This is a genomic window from Streptomyces sp. NPDC002734 (assembly GCF_040295685.1).
In the GTDB taxonomy this organism is placed as follows: domain Bacteria; phylum Actinomycetota; class Actinomycetes; order Streptomycetales; family Streptomycetaceae; genus Streptomyces.
This window is the reverse complement of sequence record NZ_JBEOVU010000060.1, coordinates 1-21,028: the sequence shown is the minus strand read 5'-3', so window position 1 is coordinate 21,028 and position 21,028 is coordinate 1. Positions and strand designations below refer to the sequence as shown.

Below are 21,028 nucleotides of genomic sequence, written 5' to 3'. Positions count from 1 at the left end.
GCTGCTCCACCTCACCCGCCCGGACGTCGCCCTCTACGGCCAGAAGGACGCCCAGCAGCTGGCGCTCATCCGCCGAGCGCCGACGTGCCGGGTGCCTCCGCCTCCGGCCCGGTGCCGGGCGCGGCACACGGCCGGAGGACGCCCACCGGCCCCGCTTCCCGCCCGACGGCGGACGCGCCGCTGCTCGGCAGGGGCGGCGTGCAGCGCAGCCTCACGGCCGGCTCCTCGGGCCCCAGCACCGCGAAGCCCGGCACCGCGCACCAAGGAGAGGGCCCCGCCACGCCCCTGGTGGCGCCGCCTCCGCCCGCCACCGTGACCGGAAGTCCCGTGCAGCCGACCGCCGTTCCCGCACCGGCCCCCGCACCGACCTCCGCGCCGGCAGCACAGCGGCGGCCCGGCACGGCATCCCCGGGCGGGCCGAGTTCCGCCGCCGGACAGTCGCACGGAGCTCCGGCCGGCCCGGCGAGCCCGGTCCCGCTCGTCGCCGCCCGGCGGGTGGCGGAGGGCGTCTCGCCCACCCATGGCGGCGGGGGACGCCGGCCGTCGAACGTGGCCGGGACGCGGCCGCTCCCGGTGTCGCGCAGCCTTTCCCTGCCCGCCGCCCGCCCGCTCTCGTTGAGTACCGAGCTTCCTGAGGGTGCCGCCCCGCCCCAGGTCCGGGCGGGCAGCCGACCCGTGGTCGCGGCGCGCTGGGCCACCACCCCGGATGCCGCCGCCCGCGCCGTGTCGGCCCGGTCCGCCACCGCCTCGGCCGCAGGCGGGAGAGTTCCGGTCCGCACGCCCGTGTCCCACTCCGGTGGCGCACCGCCCGCCCCCGCCGGGCCGCCGGGCCGGCGTGCCGCGACCGGCGGTCCCGCACCGGCCGGCGCGGCTGCGCGGTCCACCGGTGGCCCGGCCCCCGTCCAGCGCGTCCCCGTCGTGCGACCCGCGCCGCCCTCGTCCGGGGCCCCCGGGCCCGGTGCGCCCGCTCCGTCCACCGCGGTACCGGCGCGGACGCTGCCGGTGACCGCGCCGCAGGCCGCACCGCCCGCGGGGCTCCCGGCCGCGAGGTCGGCGACCCCGGTGTCGGCGGGCGACGCACCTGTCGTCCGCTGGAGGCGCACCGGGTCCGGCAGCGGTACCGGCGGCGCGGCCCCCGCCGTCCAGCGCACCGGCCCGGGCATCGGAGCGGGCCCCACATCGGCCACCGGCAACCGTCCATCGCAGGGCGCATCCGCCAAGGCGGGCCCGGCGGGTGGCCGGCCCCGGTCGGCGTCCGCGCCCGCCACGCCGCACACCACGCGTTCCGCCTCCGCCTCCGCCCCCGCGGGCAGCAGGGCCCGCGGCGCCGATCCGGCACAGGATCCCGGCCTCGACCTCGACGACCTGGCGCGTCGCCTGCTCGACCCGGTCGCCCGGTTGCTCCGCGCCGAACTGCGGCGCGGCCGGGAACGCACCGGCCGCCCGCACGACGGACGCCGCTGAGATCACTGCGGCGGCGAGGACCGCGGCAAGCGCGGTCACGGAACGAACAGGCCCGGTGGAACGGAACAGGGCCAGGAAGCGGACGAGGTCAGGGAACCGATGACGGACAGCATCTTCGCGACGAGCGTGTTCTTCCGGCTCGCCATCGGCGGTGACGACCTGGGGGCCTTCCACACCTGCTCCGGCATGGGGGCCGAGGTCGAGATGGAGAGCTACGCCGAGGGCGGCAACAACGGCTTCACCTGGCAGCTGCCCGGACGCGTCACCTGGTCGAACATCACCCTCACCCGCCCGGTCACCGCGGACTCGGCGAAGATCGGGCGCTGGCTCGACGAGACGCTGAAGCGGGTCGAGCCGAAGGACGGCGAGATCGTGGCCCTGAGGCCGGACCTGACCCCGATCGTGAGCTGGCAGGCGTTCGGGATCGTCCCGGTGCGCTGGCAGGGGCCGTCCTTCGACCCCTCGAACCCGGCGGCGGCCGTCGAGAGCCTGGAGATCGCCCACCAAGGCCTGCGCTGGTCCTGACACGACCACCCGCCGGCCCGCCGCACCCCGCCCCACCCACCAACCACCCGCCGCACGGAACGGAGGCACCGGATGTCCCCAGCGGTCCGCTCCAGCAGGGCCAGGGCCCAGCTGACGCTGAAGGAGCCCCCGGCCTCGGTCGGCGCGAAGCCGGGCGGCACGATCGCGCGGCTCGACCTGCAGTTCAACCCCTCCACCCTGGAGCTGCGCAAGAGCACCGAGTGGCGGCGCTCCCCGTCCCGGATGGCGGAGCAGTCGGCGCTGCCCGAGTTCGTCGGCAGCGGCCCGCGCGAGCTGAGCCTGCAGGTGTTCCTGGACGCCACCGCCACCCACGACAACTCCGTGGAACAGGCGGTGGAGAAACTGATGAAGGCGTGCGTGCCGACCCCGGCCAGCCTGGGGCGCAAGAAGCCCGCCAGCCCGTGGGTGCGGTTCGAGTGGGGGAGCGCGCGGACCACCTCGTTCGACGGGGTCCTCACCAGCCTCTCGGTGAGCTACACGCTGTTCGACGTGGACGGCAAGCCGCTGCGGGCCACCTGCTCCCTGTCCATCGAGGAGGCGAGCGTCGACCCGCCGGGCCAGAACCCGACGTCGGGCGCGCGCACGGCCCGCAGCACGCACACCGTGGTGGCCGGCGACAGCCTGGCCCTGCTGGCCTGGCGGGAGTACGGGGACGCGACGGCCTGGCGGGTCATCGCGGAGGCGAACGGAATCGACGACCCGATGGCGCTGGCGCCCGGCACCCAGCTGGTGGTGCCGGGCCTGCGCGACGCGGGCGGTGAGGAGGAGCGGTGAGCGCATCCGGAGCACAGGGCGGCCGGTCGTTCGCGGCGGACCCCGTCATCGAGACGCCCGGCGAACTGCCGCCCGTCTGGGCGGCCCAGCTGGTGAGCTGCGTGGTGGACGAGAACGTGGGCCTGCCGGACGCGGCACAGCTCACCTTCCGCGACCCCGACCACGAGTTCCTGCGGACGGTCGGCATCACCATCGGCACCCCGCTCAGGGTGTCGGTGGTGACCGTGTCGGGGCAGGCCCGTGAGCGGCTCTTCGACGGCGAGGTGACCGCCCTGGAGGTGGACCGGGATCGCACGGGCTCGTTCACGGTGGTGCGCGCCTTCTCCAAGGCCCACCGCCTCCAGCGGGGCCGCAAGGTGGTCGCCTACCGGAACATGACGGCGGCGGCGATCGTCCGCAAGGTGGCCGCCGGGGCCGGGCTGGCCTGCGGAACCGTGGAGGCCGCGCCGGTCACCTACCGGCAGCTCTCCCAGGCGAACGTGTCCGACTGGGACTTCCTGCAGCACCTGGCGGCCGAGAGCGGCGCGCAGGTCCGCGTCGACGAGAAGGGCCTGCTCCAGTTCACCAAGCCGCGCAAGGCGTCCGGTGCGCCCGCGCCGTCGACCTCGGCCGCCCGGAACCCGATGGTGCTGGAGTACGGCCGCAACCTGCTGGCGCTGCGCGCCTCGCTGTCCGCCGCGGACGGCGCCGCGCAGGTGGAGGTGCGCGGCTGGGACGTGACCACGAAGCGGCCGCTGGTGGCCCGGCAGCCCTCGGTGGAGAGCGACACGGTGGTGCCCGGTCTGAGCCCGGCGTTCGCCGCCCGGTTCGGCAGGTCGTCGAAGCTGACCGTCACCGACACCCCGTACCGCACCCAGGCGGAGACGACGGCGGCGGCTGCCGCCACGGCCGCCCAGGTCAGCGCCGGCTTCGGCGAGCTGGAGGCGGTGGCCGAGGGCAACCCGCGGCTGCGGGCGGGCAAGCCGGTGGCGCTCGGCAACGTCGGGCAGGCGTTCTCGGGCAGGTACACGGCGACAGCCGTGCAGCACGTCCTGGAGCCGCACGGCGGATACCGGACGACGGTGTGGGTGAGCGCCAGCCCGGACCGCTCCCTGACCGGCCTGGTCACCGGCGCCAACGCGCCGGGCCGCGGGCCGCGCATGCCGGGACTTGCGATCGGCGTGGTGACGGACGTCCGCGAGCCGGGCGGCGCCGAGACCGGCGCCGTGAAGCTGCGCTTCCCCTGGCTGGACGACACGTACACCACCGACTGGGTGCGTACCGTGCAGTGGGGCGGCAAGGGCGGCGGAGGCGTGGTGAGTCCCGAGGTCAACGACGAGGTGCTGGTGGGCTTCGAACAGGGCCTGCTGGACAGCCCGTACGTCATCGGAGGCCTCTACAACGGTGTCGATAAGCCGTCGCCGCACGACGTCCCGCTGATCGACGGGACCACCGGCAAGGTCAACCGCCGTTCGCTCGTGTCGCGTTCGGGGCACCGGGTGGAGCTGCTGGACGCCAGGGCGCCAGGCCCCTCCGGTCTCCGGCTCACCACCGGGGACGAGCGTCTCGAGGTCTTCCTGGACGACCGGCGCGACCGGATCGAACTCACGGTCTTCGCCAAGGGCCGGCGGCCCCTCACCTCCGTCCTGCTCGACAAGCAGGGCATCACCCTCGACGCGGGGCGCGGCAATGTGAGCGTGTCGGGCCGCAACGTGGACATCCAGGGCCGGGTCGGGGTGAAGGTCGGCGGCCGCTCGGTGAGCGTCACCGGCAGCCAGGACGTCACCGTCGACGGCGGCCTGCTGGGCGTCCTGAAGGCGAAGCTCATCCGCATCAACTGACCATGCCATGAACCTTGTCGACCTGTTCCCGTCCAGACCCCCGAGCCCCGACACCGACGCCCGAGGAGCAACGCATGCCGGCCGCAGCCCGAACCGGTGACCCCACCGCCCATGGCGGGGTGATCGCCACGCCGCCGCCCGCCGCCGCCGCGGCCGTGGCCCGCGTGCTGATCGGCGGCCGGCCCGCCGCCGTCGCGGGCAGCCTCCACACCTGCCCCGTACCCCCGCACGCGGCCACGGGCCCGGCCAACGTGATCCTGCCCAACCCGCTCGCCGCAACGGTGCTGATCGGCGGACTGCCCGCCGCGCGGGCGCGCGACCGGACCGTGTGCGGCGCGGTGATCCTGACCGGCGCCCCGAACGTCCTGATCGGGGGCGTGTGATGAGCGAACGGTTCATCGGACGCGGCTGGGCCTTCCCGATGCGGGTCGGGCCGACCGGCGGCATCGCCCTGGTCGACCGCGGGCGGGAGATCGAGGAGGCGATCCGCCTGGTGCTCGGCACCGCACCGGGCGAGCGCCCCATGCGCCCCGAGTTCGGCTGCGGCATCCACGACTACGTCTTCGCCCCCGGCGACGGCGCCACCGCCGGACGCATCGCCCAGCAGGTGCGTGAGGCCCTCGAACGCTGGGAGCCGCGCATCACGGTGGACGACGTGGTGGTCGCCTTCGACGCCGTCGAGGACGGCACCCTCTACATCGACGTGCGCTACACCGTGCGGTCCACCAACGACCGCCGCAACCTGGTCTTTCCCTTCTACACGATCCCCTCCGAGGAGGGGGCCGAGGAATTGGTCGCCGACTGATGGCCCTGCCCTCCCCGAACCTGGACGACCGGCGCTTCCAGCAACTCGTCGACGAGGCGAAGCGGTACGTGCAGCAGCGCGCCCCGGAATGGACCGACCACAACGTCTCCGACCCGGGCGTCACCCTGATCGAAACGTTCGCGTACCTCGTGGACCAGCTGCTGTACCGGCTGAACCGGGTGCCGGACAAGAACTACATCGCGTTCCTCGACCTGCTCGGCATCCGCCTCTTCCCGCCGGCCGCGGCCGTGGCCGACGTCGACTTCTGGCTCTCGGCGCCGCAGCCCGACACGGTGACGCTGCCCGCAGGCACCGAGGTGACCACCGCACCCGGTGAGGCGGAGGAGTCCGTGGTCTTCACGACCACGGGGGAACTGCACATCCTGCCCAGCGAGCTGACCCGCCTGGTGACCGCCCACCGCGGCGGTGAGCAGACCGACCGGACCGGGGCGCTCGCCGAGGGACGCGACATCCCCTGCTTCCAGGCCACGCCGGAGCCGGGCGACGCCCTGCTGTTCGGCCTGCCGACGGCGGTGCCCGGCTGCATCGTCGCGGTGCGGCTGGACAGCCGGGTGGAGGGCGTCGGCGTGGACCCGCGTCAGCCGCCGCTCGCCTGGGAGGCGTGGGACGGCGGCGGCTGGCGGGCCTGCGAGACCGGCCCGGACACCACCGGAGGGCTGAACAGGCCCGGCGAGGTCGTCGTGTACGTGCCGGCCGGCCACACGGCGTCGGTGATCGGCGGCACCCGGGCCGGGTGGCTGCGCTGCCGCGTCACCGAGGCCGAGCCGGGCCAGCCGTTCTACTCGGAGTCGCCCACGGTGCGCGAGGCGGCGGTGTTCACCGTGGGCGGCACCATGTCCGTCGAACACGCCGAGACCGTGACCGACGTGCCGCTCGGCACCTCCGAGGGGGTCGCGGGACAGTCGTTCCGGCTCGCCCGCCCGCCCGTCCTGCTCGACGGCGAGCCGCCCGTGGTGGAGGTGTCCACGGACGAGGGATGGCAACGCTGGGACGTGGTCGAGCACTTCGGCCGCTCGGGTCCCGACGACCGGCACGTGCGGGTGGACGCCACCACCGGGGAGTTCGGCTTCCCGCCGGTGCTGCGCGAGCCGGACGGCACGCTGCGGCAGTGCGGCGCCGTCCCGCCCAAGGGAGCCCAGGTGCGGGTGGCCCGCTACCGCACCGGCGGCGGCCCGGAGGGCAACGTCGCCCGGGGCGCTATCTCCGTGCTGCGCTCCTCCGTCCCGTACGTCGCCCGGGTCGTCAACCGGGAAGCGGCGCGCGGCGGCGTCGCGGGGGAGACCGTGGAGAACGCCGGACTGCGCGCGCCGCGGGCGCTGCGGACGCAGGAGCGGGCGGTGACCGCCGAGGACTACGAGGTCATCAGCCGTCAGGTGGCGCCCTCGGCCCGCCGCGTCCGCTGCCTGCCCGCCGAGGACGGAGCGGGCGCGGTCCGGGTCCTGGTGGTGCCCGACGCGGTGGCCGACGAGGGCGACGACCGGCTCCGCTTCGAGCAGCTGATCCCCTCCGACCAGGTCCTGCGGGCGATCACCGAGAGCCTCGACGAGCGGCGCCTGATCGGCACCCGCCTGGTGGTCGAACCGCCGGTTTACCAGGGCGTCACCGTGGTCGCCCGGCTCACTGCGGCGCCGGGCGACGTCGACCGGGTGCGCGAGGCGTCGCTCGACGCCCTGTTCCGGCACCTCAACCCGCTGCACGGCGGACTGGACGGCACCGGGTGGCCGTTCGGGCGGCCGGTGCAGTACGGCGAGGTGTTCGGCGTGCTGCAGCGCGCCGCGGGCGACGCCCTCGTGGAGGACATCCGGCTCTTCCCCGCCGACCCGATCACCGGCCGTCGCGGCACGCCGACGGACCGCATCGACGTCGCCGAGGGCGCGCTGGTCTTCTCCTACCAGCACCAGGTGGTCGTCACCTCCTCCCGGCCGGAGGCGGGAGCATGAGCCGCGCCGCCGTCCCCGGCCTGCCGAGCCGGTACCCGATCGGCGCCCAACTGCCCGCCCTGTACGCCGACGACGACTTCGCGCAGCGGTTCACGGCCGGCCTCGACACCGTGCTCGCCCCGGTGTTCGCGACCCTGGACAACCTGGCCGCCTACCTCGACCCCCGGGTGGCCCCGGACGACTTCCTGGCCTGGCTGGCGTCCTGGGTCGGTGTCGTCGACGACCCGCGGCGGCCGCCCGCACTGCGGCGTGAGGCGGTGTCCCGCGCCGTGGAACTGCACCGGTGGCGCGGAACGGCGCGCGGGCTGGTCGAGGGCCTGCGGCTCGCGCTCGGCGTGGACGCCGAGGTGACCGGGGGCGGCGGCGCGGCCTGGTCCGCCACTCCCGGAGCCGCCCTGCCGGCCCACGACCCCGCCGGGCCCCTGGTCCGCGTCCGGCCGGGCCGCGACGGGGCACCGATCGACCCGGACCGGGTCCACCGGATCGTCCGGGCCATGTGCCCGGTGCACACCGCCTGCCGGGTGGAGATCCTCCCCGGCCCACCCACCGACGAAGAGAGGTGACGCCCATGCGCGCGTGTCCCTCGTGCGGGGCGCTCAACGGCCCCACGGACGACTTCTGCGGCAACTGCGGCGCCTACCTCGGCTGGTCGGACCCGACGCCGGCCCCGGGCGCGTCCCCCGCGGCGTCGGAACCGCCCACCGCGCCGGAAGCCGTTCCGGCTGCCCCTGTGCCGTCGTCCGCCCCGGGGCCCTCGGCTGCGCCTGAGCCCCTGGCGAGCCCTGAGCCGTCGGAGGCGGTCGAGCCGTCCGCCGCTCCTGAGTCGTCGGGGGCGGTCGAGCCGTCCGCCGCTCCTGAGCCGTCCGCTGCCACTCCGGCGGACGAGGCCACGCGGCCTCCCACGCCTTCACGGGCCGCCTCGCTGCGGGCCCGACCGACGGGACGGAACCGCGGCGAGGCGGAGGAGGCGGCGGGCAGCACGCCCGCCCCGCACGCGGCCGGAGCCGGCGGCCTGGAGCCGGGCACCGCCGACGCTCCCGCACACCCTCCGGCCACCGGCGACGGCGGGACTCCCCGCCCCCGCACGACTCCCTCCGCCACGACGCCGCAGCCCTCGGCCTCCCGCTCCGCCGCGACCCCCACTGGATCCCGGCCCCCGTCGGCCTCGTCCGCGCCGGCCGCTCCCGCCCTCGGCGCGACGACACCCGATGCTGTTCCGCCCGTGGCCCCTGTGGCCCCCGTGGCTCCCGTGGCTTCCGTGCCGCCGCCCATCCAGCCCGTCCGCCCCGCGAAGGCAGTGGCCCCGCGCCCTGCCGTACGCCCGGCGGTGGCGGACCCGGAGGAAGGCGACCCCTGCCCCGCGTGCGGCGCGCTCAACGCGCCCGGCCGCCGGTTCTGCCGCCGCTGCGCGACGCTGCTGAACCCCGCGCAGAAGCCCGTACCGCTGCCGTGGTGGCGGACCGTGTGGCCGCTGCGCCGCCGGGTGCGAGCCGGCTCGGGCCGGATGGCACGCCTCCTGGTGGTCCTGGCCGTGGTGTCGGCCCTGTGCGCGGGCGGGTTCCTGCTGCTGCCCGCCGGACGGGCCCTCGTCGAGGACACCCGGGACAAGCTCGGCAAGTCCAAGCCCGTGACCCCGGTGTCCGTCGAGGCGAACGCCGAGACGGCCCGGCACCCGGCGACCAACACCACCGACGGGCTGAGCAACCGCTACTGGGGCGCGCCGGCCCCCGGCTCCTCGGTGACCTACACCTTCCGCAAGCCCTTCCGTTTCGTCGACCTGATCGTCACCAACGGCGCGTCCAAGAACCCGGAGTCCTACCCGCGGCAGGCCCGCGCGCTCCAGCTGGACCTGGAGGTGACGACGAAGGACGGTGAGCGGCACCACAAGGAACTCACCCTCAGCGACAAGCCGGGCCCGCAGACCTTCCCCATCCGCGTCAGCGGTACCAAGGCGGTCCGCCTGACCCTGCGTTCACCCGTCGGCCTGACCGAGGGCCGCCACCTGGCCTTGGCGGAGGTGGAGTTCTTCGCCCGAAGCTGACCCCGGTCGTCGCAGCGCCGGCCTCGCGCCCGAGGCGGCGCACCTGGACACGGACGCGGCGTGTGCCTTGGCACGCACCGCTGCGTCCACTTGTCCCCGACCGGGCGGTCCCGAATCCGCCTGTGGCATTGCATGTTCGGCCTTCGCCTCGACATGTTCTCCGACCGCGGAACGCACACGTCCAGCCCGAAGGCCGTGAGGCTGAGTCTGCGCCCGACGCCGTGGTTCCACTCGAGTGAACCGTCCCGCGATGCGGCCCATCAGAGCCTCGACCATGTCATGCCAGCGGGCTGGATCTCTGCAGTGACCTGCGGCCCCCGCCTGGCCTTCCGTCTTCACACACCGACGGTCAACGGTGGTCGCATCCGTTCGGCATGACGCCGATCGTTGAGCAGAAGGCGCTGGGACATCGGTGCCGTGACCGGGCTGGCTCAGCTAAGCGACTACAAGGCAACAACGAGCGTGCAACGGATGGATGGCGACACCACAGCCAGACACCGCCTGCCCCTACCATCCGAGGCAGGGTGCCCCACGCGTACCCGGGGCGGGGGCTGAGCATGTGGTCGACCACTTTACGTCCAGCGTTCCGGGGCTTCGTCGGCGCCGTCGCGGTCGGCGTGGCCCTGGCCGCAACCTCAGGCTGCACCGTTCCCGCCGATGCAGCCGCCGGCATCTCCGTGACCGCCGACGGCCATCTGCTCGGCGTCATGATGGTCTGCGGACACCAGATCGACGGCGCGACCCTCTACGTGGACAGCGACGACGTCAACGAACAGGTGGATGTGGGTTCGTGGACCGCTGACAGCCCCCTCAAGCCGGGTCTCGCCACCTGGACCCTCGATTCTCCTGCTGCTGGCTGGACGGCAACCAGATCCCTCGCTCCGCTCACCTCCGAGAGCACCTACACGCTCTACGGGTGGACCAAGGACAACTCGTGGTCAGCCTGTGGGGCTCGGAAAGTCGTCGCTGCAGTTCAAGCCGCGTATCGGTACTCGTTGATGACGCCACCGAGGATGCGGGTGCGTCGGAGTCTGCGGCCTTCGGGTTCGTGTACGGCGGTGGGTTGTTGGCCTTCGTCTGGCGGTAGTTGGTTGCGGGCCCGGTGGGGGCGGTGCTTGTTGTAGTGCCGCTCGTAGGTGGCCAGGACGTGCCGGGCGTGGGCCTCGCCCATGATGAGGACATGGTCCAGGGCCTCACGCCGCATGGTGCCGATCACTCGCTCGCAGTGGGCGTTCATCCGCGGAGCCCGCGGCGCACTCTTGAGGACCTCGATCTCCTCGGCCTCGAAGACAGCATCGAAGGACGGGCCGTACTTGCCGTCGCGGTCACGTAGCAGGAAGCGCAGGGACTCCATGCGCGTGCCCAGGTCGGCGGCGAGGTTCCGGGCCTGCTGTACCGCCCAGTCGCGGGTGGGGTTGGCGGTGACGCCGGTGATGTGTAGGCGTCGGGTGTCGTGTTCGATGAACGCCGTTGCGTACAGCCTGCGTCCGAGGGCGGTGTCGAGGTGAAAGAAGTCGACGGCGATGACGCTTTGGGCCTGGTTGGCGAGGAACTCTTTCCAGGTCGGGCCGGTACGGCGCGGGGCTGGATCGATGCCGGCAGCGTGGAGAATCTCCCAAACTGTGGAGGCGGCGATGGGGTGCCGGGTCGGGCGAGCTCGCCCTGGATCCGGCGGTGACCCCACTGTGTGTTCTCGCGAGCGAGCTGGAGGATCAGCTTCTTGCGTGCTGCCTTGGTCGGTGGTCGTCTCGTGCGGGCGCGCCGGGCGCTGTAGTCCCACTTCGCAGCGATGAATCTGCGGTGCCATGCCAGTAGGGTCCCGGGCGTGACCGGGAAGACGTCGCGCCAGCGGTGCCGGGGTATCAGGCTGGAGAGTGAGGCCAGCCAGAATCGGTCTGCGGGCTCGTAGCGGACTGGGCCGGTGATCTGACGGCGCAGCACTGCATTCTCGTGGCGGCGGAGCACGAGCAGCTCTGCGTCCTTGGCAGTGTTGCGTCGAAGCAGTAACCCGGGGACTGACAGCAGCCCGCGGGTCACCTTGTAGAGCATCGAGAGGAGCACGGTGGGCATGGTCCCAGCCGAGAACGCTCTACGTCCCGACCTGCGGCGATGACTTTACGAGCCCCACACGCCGTTGGGGTTGCTGTCGCGGGCCTCGAGGAGGAAGACGAAGTCCATCTTGCGGTTCGGGTCGAGGTGCGGGCTGGTCATGATTGCCGGTGCCGTCCGTCGAGTACGTCGACTTGATCCACACCGACCTCGGCCCTCGCGTCCAGACCCGCACTGCCGAGACTGTCACCGATATCGAGGTGATCATCGTCGACGCCGACACCCGGCAGCAGGGCATCGGAGCCGTCCTCCCGGCCGCAGCGGAAACCGAAATGCGGGCCGCCGGCCGCACGATCACCGTCACCCGCATCAGCCCCGACAACACGAGCTCGCAGGCATGGTTCACCAAGCGCGGGTATTGTGGCGAAGATGTCCCGGTCGGTATAACCAAGTGACCTGCATGCCTTATGGAGACATGTTGTGAGTCGTCGATACATAGAGAAGTTGCAGCGGTTGATGCCACCCCCTGTGCAGGGGGGTGACGAAATCGACTGGGGCCGCTTGACCCAGTCGACTGGATGGATCCTGCCGAATGATTACCAAGAGTTCGTGCAGGTGTACGACGGAGGTGACATTGATGATTGCATCTCTGTCATCACCCCACCGGTTCCCGACTCCCACTACGGTGACTTGCTCAAAGATGTCGAATCGAACTTCGAGGAATGGCCATCCGTAGATGTCTTGATAGATCTACTCCGCGGAACATCACCGCCTCATCTCTTGCCTTTTGCGGAAGGGTCTTCAGGAGATGTAGCTTTCTGGCAAATTCTCGGCACTCCGAATGAATGGAAAATTGTCGTCTTTCGTCGACAGGTTCCCTATGGTGAAGAGCGGTGGCATCTTTTCGAGGGCGGGATGGTGCAATTCTTTGTGGAGGTGCTCGAGGGTGTAAACAGATCGATGGGGGACTTTTCAGGCATGACGGAACATCGGTTTACCAGCTGGAGAGGATGAAGTGAACTTCGTGCCCGCCATGCTGCGACCTCAGCCGTCGATAGCCTCGCCGACGAGATAGCCCACCGTCGAGGAGGACGGCCGGTTCCCCGGATGTGGTGAGGGCTACGGTGCCGCCGGGCTGGGTGAGCTGGCGACTACCTGGCGTTGCAGTTCCTCACCCGCCGCAGAGCAACGGCCTGATCCGGATACCGCCGCCACCCCGCAACGCGGAGACCCTGGGACAGCGCCGACAGCGGGCCGCGCACCGTCCTGGCAGGAACACGACCACAGGGGGGGCGATGGGGCTACGGACACGCATATCCAGAGGACGTGAGTGGTGGAAAAGCAACCCGCCCCTGATCCGACAGATCACCGGCACACTTCTCACGATCGGGGGAGTCCTCGCCCTCGTCGGCCTGTGGCTTGACTACATCCACTGGTGGGAGGGACGCAGCTTCTTCGTGAACCTCGCCAGCAGCATCACGTCCCTGTGCTTCGGCGTGCCTACCGCCCTGCTGGTGCTAACCCCGGTCAGCAACGCCCTCGCTGACGCCCGACTCGCCAACCGGGCGGACGATCACGCACGCCGCGAGGTCCAGGAGCTGCAGCGCGGCTTCCTGAGCATTTTCAACGCCGCCGACGTCCAGGACCTCGACTCCAAGATCGCCCAGGCGTTGAGAGCCTTGCAACCGCTGAACACGCGCCTCGACCCCGAAGGGTCCTACACGGCAGCCTTCTTCGACACCTTCAACGACACGCTGCGGCTGGAGCGCGCCCCGTCGAGGAGATACAGGCCGCCGGCCACCTTCGAGTCCCTGGCACGCAACCGCTGGCAGTGGCGGAGGGTGGAGGCCTGGCATGTCCGTCTCGTCAGCCAGTGGCGAGTGATCAACGAGGAGGTTCGGCCGCGACTCCTCGAAAGCGGTGCCACATGGCACGGGCCAGGCCATCAGGCCGAGCTGGCGATGAAGCGTCTCCTCGACGAGGCCGATCTGCGTAACCCGTGGCGGCTGCTCGAGGACGCCTCCCGGCAGGACGCGGTCAAGGCGGTGAACCATGGATGTCCCCCGCCGACCTCGCGGTCGACTCCGGACAGGCCCTTCTCGACCTCGGAGACACACGCCGAGCCCACCAACTGATCGACGGGGGGCGGCAGCTACTGCCGGCCAGCCGAGACAAGACCCGTGCTGTCTTTCTGGCCTACCAGGCGAAAGCCACCTCGATCTGTGGGAGCCGACTCCGCCGTACCGACCCGCAAAGTGCTGCCCCCGGCCCGGTGCTGGGCGGGGGCAGCACGCCGAGTCTGTCAGGTGCCGGCCTTCGGGTAGAGCAGGTTCAGCACCGAGAAGTCCTGGGATGACGGGTGCTGCGGGAATTCGGGAACCGACATGCAGGCACATTGGCATGTATGTGTCATGGGCGGGAACCCCATTTTCGGGCGATGAATGAAGAGTGGACCAAAGTGTGATTGCTGTCGGTGATGTGCGTGCTGCCGGGCCAGACGGAATTCGACACATGGTCAGCGGCCCTGGGCAAACCACAACAAGCGGAGCCCCCCAGGACTTGGCCGGCTGGCCGCGTTTCCCGGGGGCAGTGGCGTAGGCTGGCTCACTCTGGCGGATAGTGGCTCAGAGAGTCAGTGGGCGGTACGTGAGGTGATATCCGTTCGGACTTTCGGTAGGGGTGTGGTCTCGGTTCCGCCGGCGGCTACGGCTGGGGCAGGGTGAACAGTCCCTGTTCGGTCTCGGTGAGGATTCGGCGCTGGGCCAGCCGTTTGGGCTTGAGCCGGGTGTTGTTCACGGTGTTGTGTGCGATCTTGAGGTCAAGAGCTTCGCATACCCCTTGCGCCCGTAAGGGGGTGCTGGCCGCGGTGAAGACGCTACCCATCGTTTGGGCTGCGGGACGAACCCGGTGTCGCCGGGGTTGCGTCGGACGACCTCGACATCGATGCCCAAGGTGGCTCCGTGGGCCTGGACGGCGTTCTTGAACCCCTGATCCACCAGGGCCGTGTCCACCGAGCCCGGCTCGATGCCGGCCACCACCCTGTCCAGCAGTTAGACGCCGACGACGTTGTCGTGGACGCACGCGGCCAGCACCACCACCGCGATCACCAGGACCAGCACGTCGACGGCCAGTCCACGCTTGTGTGGCACCTTCTTGTTCGCGTCCCGCCCGGTTGTGTCGGCCGGTACCCCGGTGACGGCATGGAGGCTCTGGGTGTCGAGCACGACCAGGCTCGGGTCCGCTAATCGCCCCCGCTTCTCCCGCACGTGCCAGCGCGGCAGGTTTGTCGGTGCCGTCGTCGCGTCATTCTTAGAAGTAGTACTTCACTGCCCTGGTGGGTGGCAGGTCGTGGGGGAGGTAGTCCCACTGGCAGCCCGTGCGGGACTGGTACAGCAGGGCGTTCGGCCTTGGTGGGGTCGGTGCCGGTTGTAGTGACGGGCGTAGGCGTGGATCTTCTTGGCGTGGCCGCGGCCGTAGATCAGCAGCCGGGTGGTGCACTCATGGCGTGCGGAGCGGATGAACCGTTCGGCGTGTGGGTTGCAGTTGGGGCTGCGTGGCGGGGTCTTGGGCACGGTGATGTCCGGGTCGGCGAAGACGGCTTCGAAGGCGGCCGTGTACTTGGTGTCTCTGTCCCGGATCAGGTAGGTGAAGCGCTCCGCCTGGTCACCCAGGTGCCACATGAGCTGGCGGGCCTGCTGGGTGGTCCAGGCGGCGGTGGGATGGGCGGTGATGCCCAGGAGGCGCACGGTGCGGGTGTGGACCTCCATGACGAACAGGGCGTAGAGGCGCTGCAGGCCGATGGTGTCGAGGTGGAAGAAGTCCGTCGCGAGCAGGCCGTCGGCCTGCGCTTTGAGGAACTGGCTCCACTCGCGCGGGCGGTGTGGCGGCGTGGTGCGGGGCCGAGGCCGGCTTCACGCAGGACGCGGCGGACGGTCGCGGCGCTGACCTTGTGCCCGAGGCGGCGCACCTCGCCATTAACGTGGCGTGCACCCCAGCGAGCGTTCTCGCCACCGAGCCGGATGATGAGGTTTCGGAGGTCATCAGAGATGGGCGGTCGCCCCAGCGCCCTCGGTTGCGTCCACTTCCTTTTGACCAGGCGCTGGTGCCAGGCGAGCAGGGTGCGCGGCGAGACGATGCGCTTGCCACGCAGTACCCGAGGCAGTAGCCGGGGGAGTGCGGAGAGAAGGGCTCGCTCCGGCCAGGTCGGTTTCGGAACTGCGATCTGTCGGCGCAGCAGTGCGACCTCGTGCCGGAGGATCAGGATCTCCGTGTTCTTCGCGGCCGAGGTCCGACACATCAGGGCCAGCCACGCGAGGACGTGAGTGGCGATCAGGTAGGTCATGCGTACGAGCACGAGACCGATCCTGCCGGACGCTCGACGGGCTCATTCCGCAAGGCCAGCGGTGGTGAAGGAGTCTTGAAGCACTACGGGCCGCCGAAGGACGCCCGCAGCGCTCAGGTACGGTCGAGGGTGCTTCCGGTCGGCCCGGAGCGGGCGCACTTCGGGAGGTCGGGGCGGTCCTTGGTGCGGACGGCCGGCAGCCACGCGGTCGTGTGCGAGTCCGTGCTCCGCGCGGCTCGCACGGGCACGGGCGGGCGAACGCGGACCCTGTACCAGACGGTCGAGCTGCGCTCCTCCTCGTCGGTGATCGGCTGCCCGCCGGGCAGCCGGCAGTCGGCGTCGAGGAGGTCGCCGTGCCACACGCGGGTCGGCACCACGTTCAGCGCCGTGTAGGGGTGCAGGGGGTCGATCGCGAGGCCGAGGCTGCACTGCGGATCGCGGTCCTGACGGTCCTGGCAGCCGCGCTCGGCGTTGTACACCTCGATGCGCGCGGGGGCCTCGCCGCTCCGCGTACCGGGGTGGGCCCAGAGCGCCGCCCCGCCGGCCGCCGCGCAGGCGCTCAGGAGCAGCAGGGCGGGGCGGAGACAGAGTCGGAGTGCCGGGCGCTCGCTCCGGTGGGCACGGATGCGGGCGAGCAGGCTCTCGGCCGTCTGCGTGGCACGGGCCTCGTGGGTGGGCGCCAGGCAGTCGGCGACGAGACTCCGCCAGAAGTGCGGAACGGCATGGTCCATCCGCAACGCCGAGCGGCCTGCGGCGTACTCCTGGACGGCGGCGCTCCGCATGGTGGGCGTCGCGCCCGGGAAGGGCGACACTCCCCGGGCGAACACCTCGTGGACCAGGATGCCGAGCGCCCAGATGTCGGAGGAGGGCCGGATCCGCACGCCGTGCTCGCCGAGCGGCTCCTTCCACCTCTCAGGAGGGAGGTAGTCGGGTGTGCCGACGGGGGGCGAGTAGCCGTGGGTTCCGGCGAGTTCGATGGCGAAGCCGAAGTCGGAGAGGCGCACCTCGCCGTCCCGGCCGATCAGGACGTTCTCCGGTTTGAGGTCGGTGTGGACCCAGCCGACCCGGTGCAGGTGTGCCAGCCCCTCGCAGATCCCGGTGATGATCCTGCCGGCCTGGGCCTCGTCGATCCCCGTGTCGATCAGTTCGCGCAAGCTGCACCGGGCGCGTTCCATGACGAGGACCATCGCACCGTCGAAGGCGGGGCGGTCGGGGTCGTGGAGGACCAGGGAGTCGAGGAGGCGGACGAGCCTCGGGTGCGGGGCGGTGCGGGCCAGCTCCGCCTCACGGCGGGCGGCCGCGACCACGGTGCGCGCCTGGCGGGGCGCGAGTCCGGCGGTCGGCATGACCTTGACGGCGACAGGGTCGCCGTCGGCCGCTCCGTCCGTCCCGTCCTTCCGGTTCCCGTTCCGCTCGCCCGGCCGCGGACCGCCACGCCGGGGGCGCTGCCGTCCCCGATCGCCGGTGTTCGCCGGTCGGCCCGCGTACACCGTGGCCCACCCGCCCGCGCCGATCGGTTCCTCCACGATCCAGTCGCCGATCCGGTGACCGCGTGGCAGGAGGTCCGGCCGGTCGCCGTCCCAGGAGAGGGCCGGTTCGTGCCCCGTCCGTATCACGCCCGGCCTCCCGACCGCCCCGGTTCGGCCCGCGGAGGCAGGAGAGCGAGGTGTTCCTCGGACACGATGCCGAACTTCAGCGCCAGGGCGACGACGGCTTCACGCTTGCCGTTCCTGCGGTCGGCGCGGCTGCTCCCTTCCGGGCCGGGCACACCGATCCGAAGCTTCACGTCGGCGAGGTAGTCGATGTGCGAACTGACGGCGCGCGCCGTGAGCTTGGCGCAGGCGGCGTGGCCGCGCAGCCGTTCGACGACCTGGGGCGTGGTCGGGACGGCTACCGGTGACCGGTCGCGCAGCCACGGTTCGCAGAGCGCGACGAGGACGAGGAAGTACGTGGCGGTCTCGTCCAGGGAGTACGCCATGAGCGTGGCGCTCTCCCACGGTCCGCCCCTCGTCTGAGGGTCCATGTAGACGTGGTCGGGCGCGAACACCTGCAGGTACACGGGGGTCTCGCGGCGTGAGGGAAGCACGATCCGGGAGAACTCGAAGGGGATGGGCGCCCCGACGCGGCGGGGCGGGACCCGCAGGTACTCCCCGGCGCCCTCGGGGTTCTCCACCAGGTAGCCGTGGGTCGTGCTGAGGTTGGTCAACTGCCAGTGGTCGTCGGTCGCGCGGATCTCACCGGCCAGCCGGGAGACCGTCTCGTCGCCGATGCGCAGTTCGACCGGGGTGGTGGGTGAGCCGCGCCCGAAACGCGCCCGCTCACCCGGACCGAGCCGGAGGGTGATGGCGCTTTCGCCCTGCCCCTCCGGCAGATGGACCACTATCCCGCTCACCGTTCACCGCTCCCCGGGTCCCGAACGCTCCGACACGGCGCACACTACCCAGCGGTAGACCGAAGTCACCGTACGGCACAGGACTTTCGGGAGGGAAGCAGCGGCCGGCCCTCGGAACGGAGTCCGGGCCGCCGTTCACGGGCCGGCCGTCAGAGGGTCGGGGATCCCGGACGCAGGGGCGCGACCGCGCGGTCACCGAAGGCGGTCCACGGCTGCCATCCCCCACTGGGGCGCTCCTGGACCCGGGTGCGCACCCGGCCGTCGGCGGTCACCGCGAAGAGGTGGAGGCGGCCGGTGGCATCGGCGGCGGCCGACGGCGGTCCGGCGAGCACGAGGCCCCGTTCTCCGAAGTCCTCGCCCCGCGTGCCCTCGGGCGCCCAGGTGCCTCCGGGCACTGTCTGCCAGCGGTGCACGAGCCGTTCGCCGCCGGGGTCGACGGCCAGCGCCTCCAGACGGCCGTCGGCGTTCGGCACGACCAGTGGCGCGGCGGCGGACCAGTCGGTCAGGGGCTGCCAGTCGTCCCAGCCTCCGCTGGGCGCGGACTGGCGCCTCAGGAAGGCCCCCACGCCGGAGGGGGCGATCGCGGTGACGGTGAGCCGGCCAGTGCCGTCCCGGGCCACGCGCGGCGCACCGCCGGCCGGTGTGCCGAACCGCTCCCAGGCGGACCATGCGCCGCCCGGCGCCAGCTGCCACCGGTGCCGGAGCGCCGCCCCGCCGGGAGCGAGGGCGAACACCTCCAGGCGCCCGTCGGCGTTGGCGGCGACGACGGGCGGCGCCCCGGCCGGCCCTCCGAAGCCCGCGTCCCAGGGGTCCCAGGTGAGGGAGCCGGGTGAGCGCTGGCGACGGCGAGCGATGACGGCCCCGTCGGGGCTGAGGGCGAACGCCTCCAGCCGTCCGGCGGCGTCGCGAGCCACGGCGGGCGCGGCGCCCGCCGGACCGCCGAACTCCTCCCAGTCGTGCCAGCCGCCCTCCGGCCGCTGGACCCGGTGGTGCAGGTTGGCGCCGCCGGGGGCCAGGGAGAACACCTCCAGTCGTCCGTCGCCGTCCCGGCAGAGGGTGGGCACCGCGCCGGCCGGGCCGCCGAACCTCTCCCACGCCGACCAGGTGTCGGTGCGCGGATCCAGTTGGACGCGCCGCAGCATCGAGTGGTCGCCGGCGTCGAGGGCGAACACGGTCAGCCTGCCCAGCACGTCGAGAGCGACGGCCGGGTTGTCCGGGCTCTGCCAGGCAGGGGGTGCGGCCTGCCAGGTGAGCGGGGCCAGGTGCAGGCCGCGCCGGAACCAGCCTGCGGCACTCGCGTACCAACGCTGCCCGTCCGTGACCGGTTCGACCGCGTGGCCCGGCACGTGGCCGGCCCAGCCGTCGAGGGTGAAGCGGAAGGGGTCCCGGGAGGCGAGGACATCGGTCCCCTCGTACCCGTTCCTGGGGCCGAGGAAGAGGTAGTACCAGCCGTCGCGTTCGATCACGTGAGGGGACTCGGTGACCGAGACCCCGTCGCCCGTGGTGGACCCGTCGGCGAACGTGGTGCCGGGCTCGCTCCAGTGCAGCAGGTCCGTGGAGCGGCGGTGGCGGACCAGGTGGTGGCCGTCGACGGAGAGTTCGGTGTAGTACATGACCCATTCGTCGCCGATGCGCGTCACCATCGGGTCGCGTGCGGCGATGCCGCGGAAGAGCGGTCCGGACGGAACCCGGGTCCAGGTGAACAGGTCCTTGGAGGTGGCGAGGTTGACGGCCGCCCCGGCGGTGCCCCCTGCGGCGTAGAACATCCAGTAGGCGCCGTCCGCCTCGATGACGTGCGGGGCCCAGAGGTGTTCCTCCCCGTGGTAGGCGGGATCGACGGTCAGGGCGTCGGGGTGGCTGGTCCACGGGCCGTGCGGGTCGGGTGCGGAGGCGTGCGCGAAGGAGACCTCGAGGGAGCTGTCGGGCGCCTCGCCCGGCGGTGCGCTCTGCCCGACGATGCCGAAGAGGTGCCACCGGCCGCCGGCCCTGATCAGGCTGTGGTCGTTGAGGTAGCGCCGGACGCCGGACACGGACGGGTCGTACACGTGGGTGAAGGGTCCGGCGCCCAGCCACTCGTGTGCCCCGACGGTGACCGAGGCGGCGGCGGAGGAAGGGACGGCGGAGGCGGTAGCGACCGGGAGCGGGAGCACGAGTGCTCCCGCTCCGGCCGTCCGCAGCAGGCGCCGCCTGCTGATCGGATGCATGCGTTCTACTCCAGGGCGACCCCGGCGGGGTCAGTCGAGGGCGGGGCCCGCGGTCGAGTTCAGCCAGGCCCAGTCGGACCAGCTGGCGTGTCCGGTCTGCCACTTGTGGTGGACGCCGGCGTGGCTGGTGCCGAAGACCTCGAGACGGCCGTCGGCGTTGGCGGCGGCCGTGATCTCGCTCCCGCCGGTGCCGAAGGACGCCCACTTGCCGTAGGGGGCGTTGGCTCCGGTCTGCCACATGTGCTGGGCGGCGCTCGCGTTGATGGCGAACACCTCGACCCGACCGTCCGCGGTGCGCTGACTGGTCAGCTGCGCGTCGGCGAGACCACCCGTGGCTTCCCAGCCCGACCAACCCGTCGCGCTGCTCTGGTACTTGTGGAACACGCCCACCGGGCCGGAGGCGAACACCTCCAGACGACCGTCCTGGTTGTGGTCGACCGTGAGGTCATGGCCACCGCCGCCGAAGGACTCCCACGCCGACCAGCGACCGTTCACGGCGGTCTGGTACAGGTGCTGGAACACGTCCCCGTTGAGCGCGAACACCTCCAGACGCCCGTCGGCGGACTTCTCCATCTCGATGCGGCTGGAGGCCGGCCCTCCTCCGGTGGGTTCCCAGTCCGACCAGCCGCC

General features: G+C 72.2%; 17 protein-coding genes and 3 pseudogenes. 13 read left to right on the top strand and 7 right to left on the bottom strand.

The features are described from left to right. The 10 genes and pseudogenes from ABT026_RS31665 to ABT026_RS31620 form a co-directional block, all read left to right on the top strand. Nucleotides 1-76 (top strand): annotated as a pseudogene (locus tag ABT026_RS31665) (pantoate--beta-alanine ligase); the annotation flags it as partial. Nucleotides 77-1,002: 926 nt separating this feature from the next. Next, entirely contained in the window at nt 1,003-1,464 is a 462-nt protein-coding gene (locus ABT026_RS31660) for a hypothetical protein (RefSeq protein WP_351118645.1), read from the top strand. Between the two features lie 99 nt (nt 1,465-1,563). Next, on the top strand, nt 1,564-1,989 hold the full coding sequence (locus tag ABT026_RS31655; protein WP_351118644.1) for a phage tail protein: 426 nt from the start codon (nt 1,564-1,566) through the stop codon (nt 1,987-1,989). A 72-nt stretch (nt 1,990-2,061) separates the two neighbouring features. Continuing rightward, complete coding sequence (locus ABT026_RS31650) at nt 2,062-2,784, top strand: CIS tube protein (protein ID WP_108952832.1); 723 nt, start codon at nt 2,062-2,064, stop codon at nt 2,782-2,784. Next, nucleotides 2,781-4,604 carry a VgrG-related protein gene (locus tag ABT026_RS31645; RefSeq protein WP_351118643.1) on the top strand — a complete coding sequence of 608 codons (1,824 nt, stop codon included), beginning with the start codon at nt 2,781-2,783 and terminating at the stop codon, nt 4,602-4,604. Before ABT026_RS31650 ends, ABT026_RS31645 begins: the two co-directional genes overlap by 4 nt. 74 nt (nt 4,605-4,678) lie before the next feature. Then, the gene (locus ABT026_RS31640; protein ID WP_351118642.1) at nt 4,679-4,987 is read left to right on the top strand and encodes a PAAR domain-containing protein; all 309 of its coding nucleotides are present in this window, start codon (nt 4,679-4,681) and stop codon (nt 4,985-4,987) included. After that, entirely contained in the window at nt 4,987-5,409 is a 423-nt protein-coding gene (locus ABT026_RS31635; RefSeq protein WP_351118641.1) for a GPW/gp25 family protein, read from the top strand. Before ABT026_RS31640 ends, ABT026_RS31635 begins: the two co-directional genes overlap by 1 nt. After that, nucleotides 5,409-7,370 carry a putative baseplate assembly protein gene (locus ABT026_RS31630; RefSeq protein ID WP_351118640.1) on the top strand — a complete coding sequence of 654 codons (1,962 nt, stop codon included), beginning with the start codon at nt 5,409-5,411 and terminating at the stop codon, nt 7,368-7,370. The genes ABT026_RS31635 and ABT026_RS31630 overlap by 1 nt, the downstream gene beginning before the upstream one ends. Then, entirely contained in the window at nt 7,367-7,933 is a 567-nt protein-coding gene (locus tag ABT026_RS31625) for a phage tail protein (protein WP_351118639.1), read from the top strand. The genes ABT026_RS31630 and ABT026_RS31625 overlap by 4 nt, the downstream gene beginning before the upstream one ends. A 695-nt stretch (nt 7,934-8,628) precedes the next feature. After that, nucleotides 8,629-9,411 carry an NADase-type glycan-binding domain-containing protein gene (locus tag ABT026_RS31620; protein WP_351118637.1) on the top strand — a complete coding sequence of 261 codons (783 nt, stop codon included), beginning with the start codon at nt 8,629-8,631 and terminating at the stop codon, nt 9,409-9,411. A gap of 973 nt (nt 9,412-10,384) precedes the next feature. Here the strand turns inward: ABT026_RS31620 and ABT026_RS31615 are convergent. Continuing rightward, nucleotides 10,385-11,472: pseudogene (locus ABT026_RS31615) on the bottom strand (integrase core domain-containing protein). A 158-nt stretch (nt 11,473-11,630) separates the two neighbouring features. On the opposite strand from ABT026_RS31615, the gene ABT026_RS31610 reads away from it, so the two are divergent. The 3 genes from ABT026_RS31610 to ABT026_RS31600 all read left to right on the top strand — a co-directional run bounded on the left by ABT026_RS31610 (nt 11,631) and on the right by ABT026_RS31600 (nt 13,595). Beyond that, nucleotides 11,631-11,915 carry a GNAT family N-acetyltransferase gene (locus ABT026_RS31610; protein ID WP_351118636.1) on the top strand — a complete coding sequence of 95 codons (285 nt, stop codon included), beginning with the start codon at nt 11,631-11,633 and terminating at the stop codon, nt 11,913-11,915. 25 nt (nt 11,916-11,940) lie between these two features. Next, nucleotides 11,941-12,474, top strand: a complete 534-nt coding sequence (locus ABT026_RS31605; protein ID WP_351118635.1) for an SMI1/KNR4 family protein — start codon at nt 11,941-11,943, stop codon at nt 12,472-12,474. Between the two features lie 443 nt (nt 12,475-12,917). Further along, complete coding sequence (locus ABT026_RS31600) at nt 12,918-13,595, top strand: hypothetical protein (protein WP_351118634.1); 678 nt, start codon at nt 12,918-12,920, stop codon at nt 13,593-13,595. Nucleotides 13,596-14,339: 744 nt separating this feature from the next. Here the strand turns inward: ABT026_RS31600 and ABT026_RS31595 are convergent. The 6 genes and pseudogenes from ABT026_RS31595 to ABT026_RS31570 form a co-directional block, all read right to left on the bottom strand. Further along, nucleotides 14,340-14,862 (bottom strand): annotated as a pseudogene (locus tag ABT026_RS31595) (transposase family protein); the annotation flags it as partial. Next, nucleotides 14,784-15,140, bottom strand: coding sequence for an integrase core domain-containing protein (locus ABT026_RS31590; RefSeq protein ID WP_351118647.1), 357 nt, complete (start codon nt 15,138-15,140; stop codon nt 14,784-14,786). The pseudogene ABT026_RS31595 and the gene ABT026_RS31590, both read right to left, overlap by 79 nt. Before the next feature lie 775 nt (nt 15,141-15,915). After that, complete coding sequence (locus ABT026_RS31585) at nt 15,916-17,415, bottom strand: serine/threonine-protein kinase (RefSeq protein WP_351118646.1); 1,500 nt, start codon at nt 17,413-17,415, stop codon at nt 15,916-15,918. Beyond that, nucleotides 17,415-18,194, bottom strand: coding sequence for an FHA domain-containing protein (locus tag ABT026_RS31580; RefSeq protein WP_351118633.1), 780 nt, complete (start codon nt 18,192-18,194; stop codon nt 17,415-17,417). The genes ABT026_RS31585 and ABT026_RS31580 overlap by 1 nt, the downstream gene beginning before the upstream one ends. 149 nt (nt 18,195-18,343) lie before the next feature. Then, the gene (locus ABT026_RS31575; protein ID WP_351118632.1) at nt 18,344-20,398 is read right to left on the bottom strand and encodes a DUF8189 domain-containing protein; all 2,055 of its coding nucleotides are present in this window, start codon (nt 20,396-20,398) and stop codon (nt 18,344-18,346) included. Between the two features lie 30 nt (nt 20,399-20,428). Continuing rightward, a partial coding sequence (locus ABT026_RS31570; protein WP_502968091.1) for a DUF8189 domain-containing protein occupies nt 20,429-21,028 on the bottom strand: 600 nt, incomplete at its 5' end.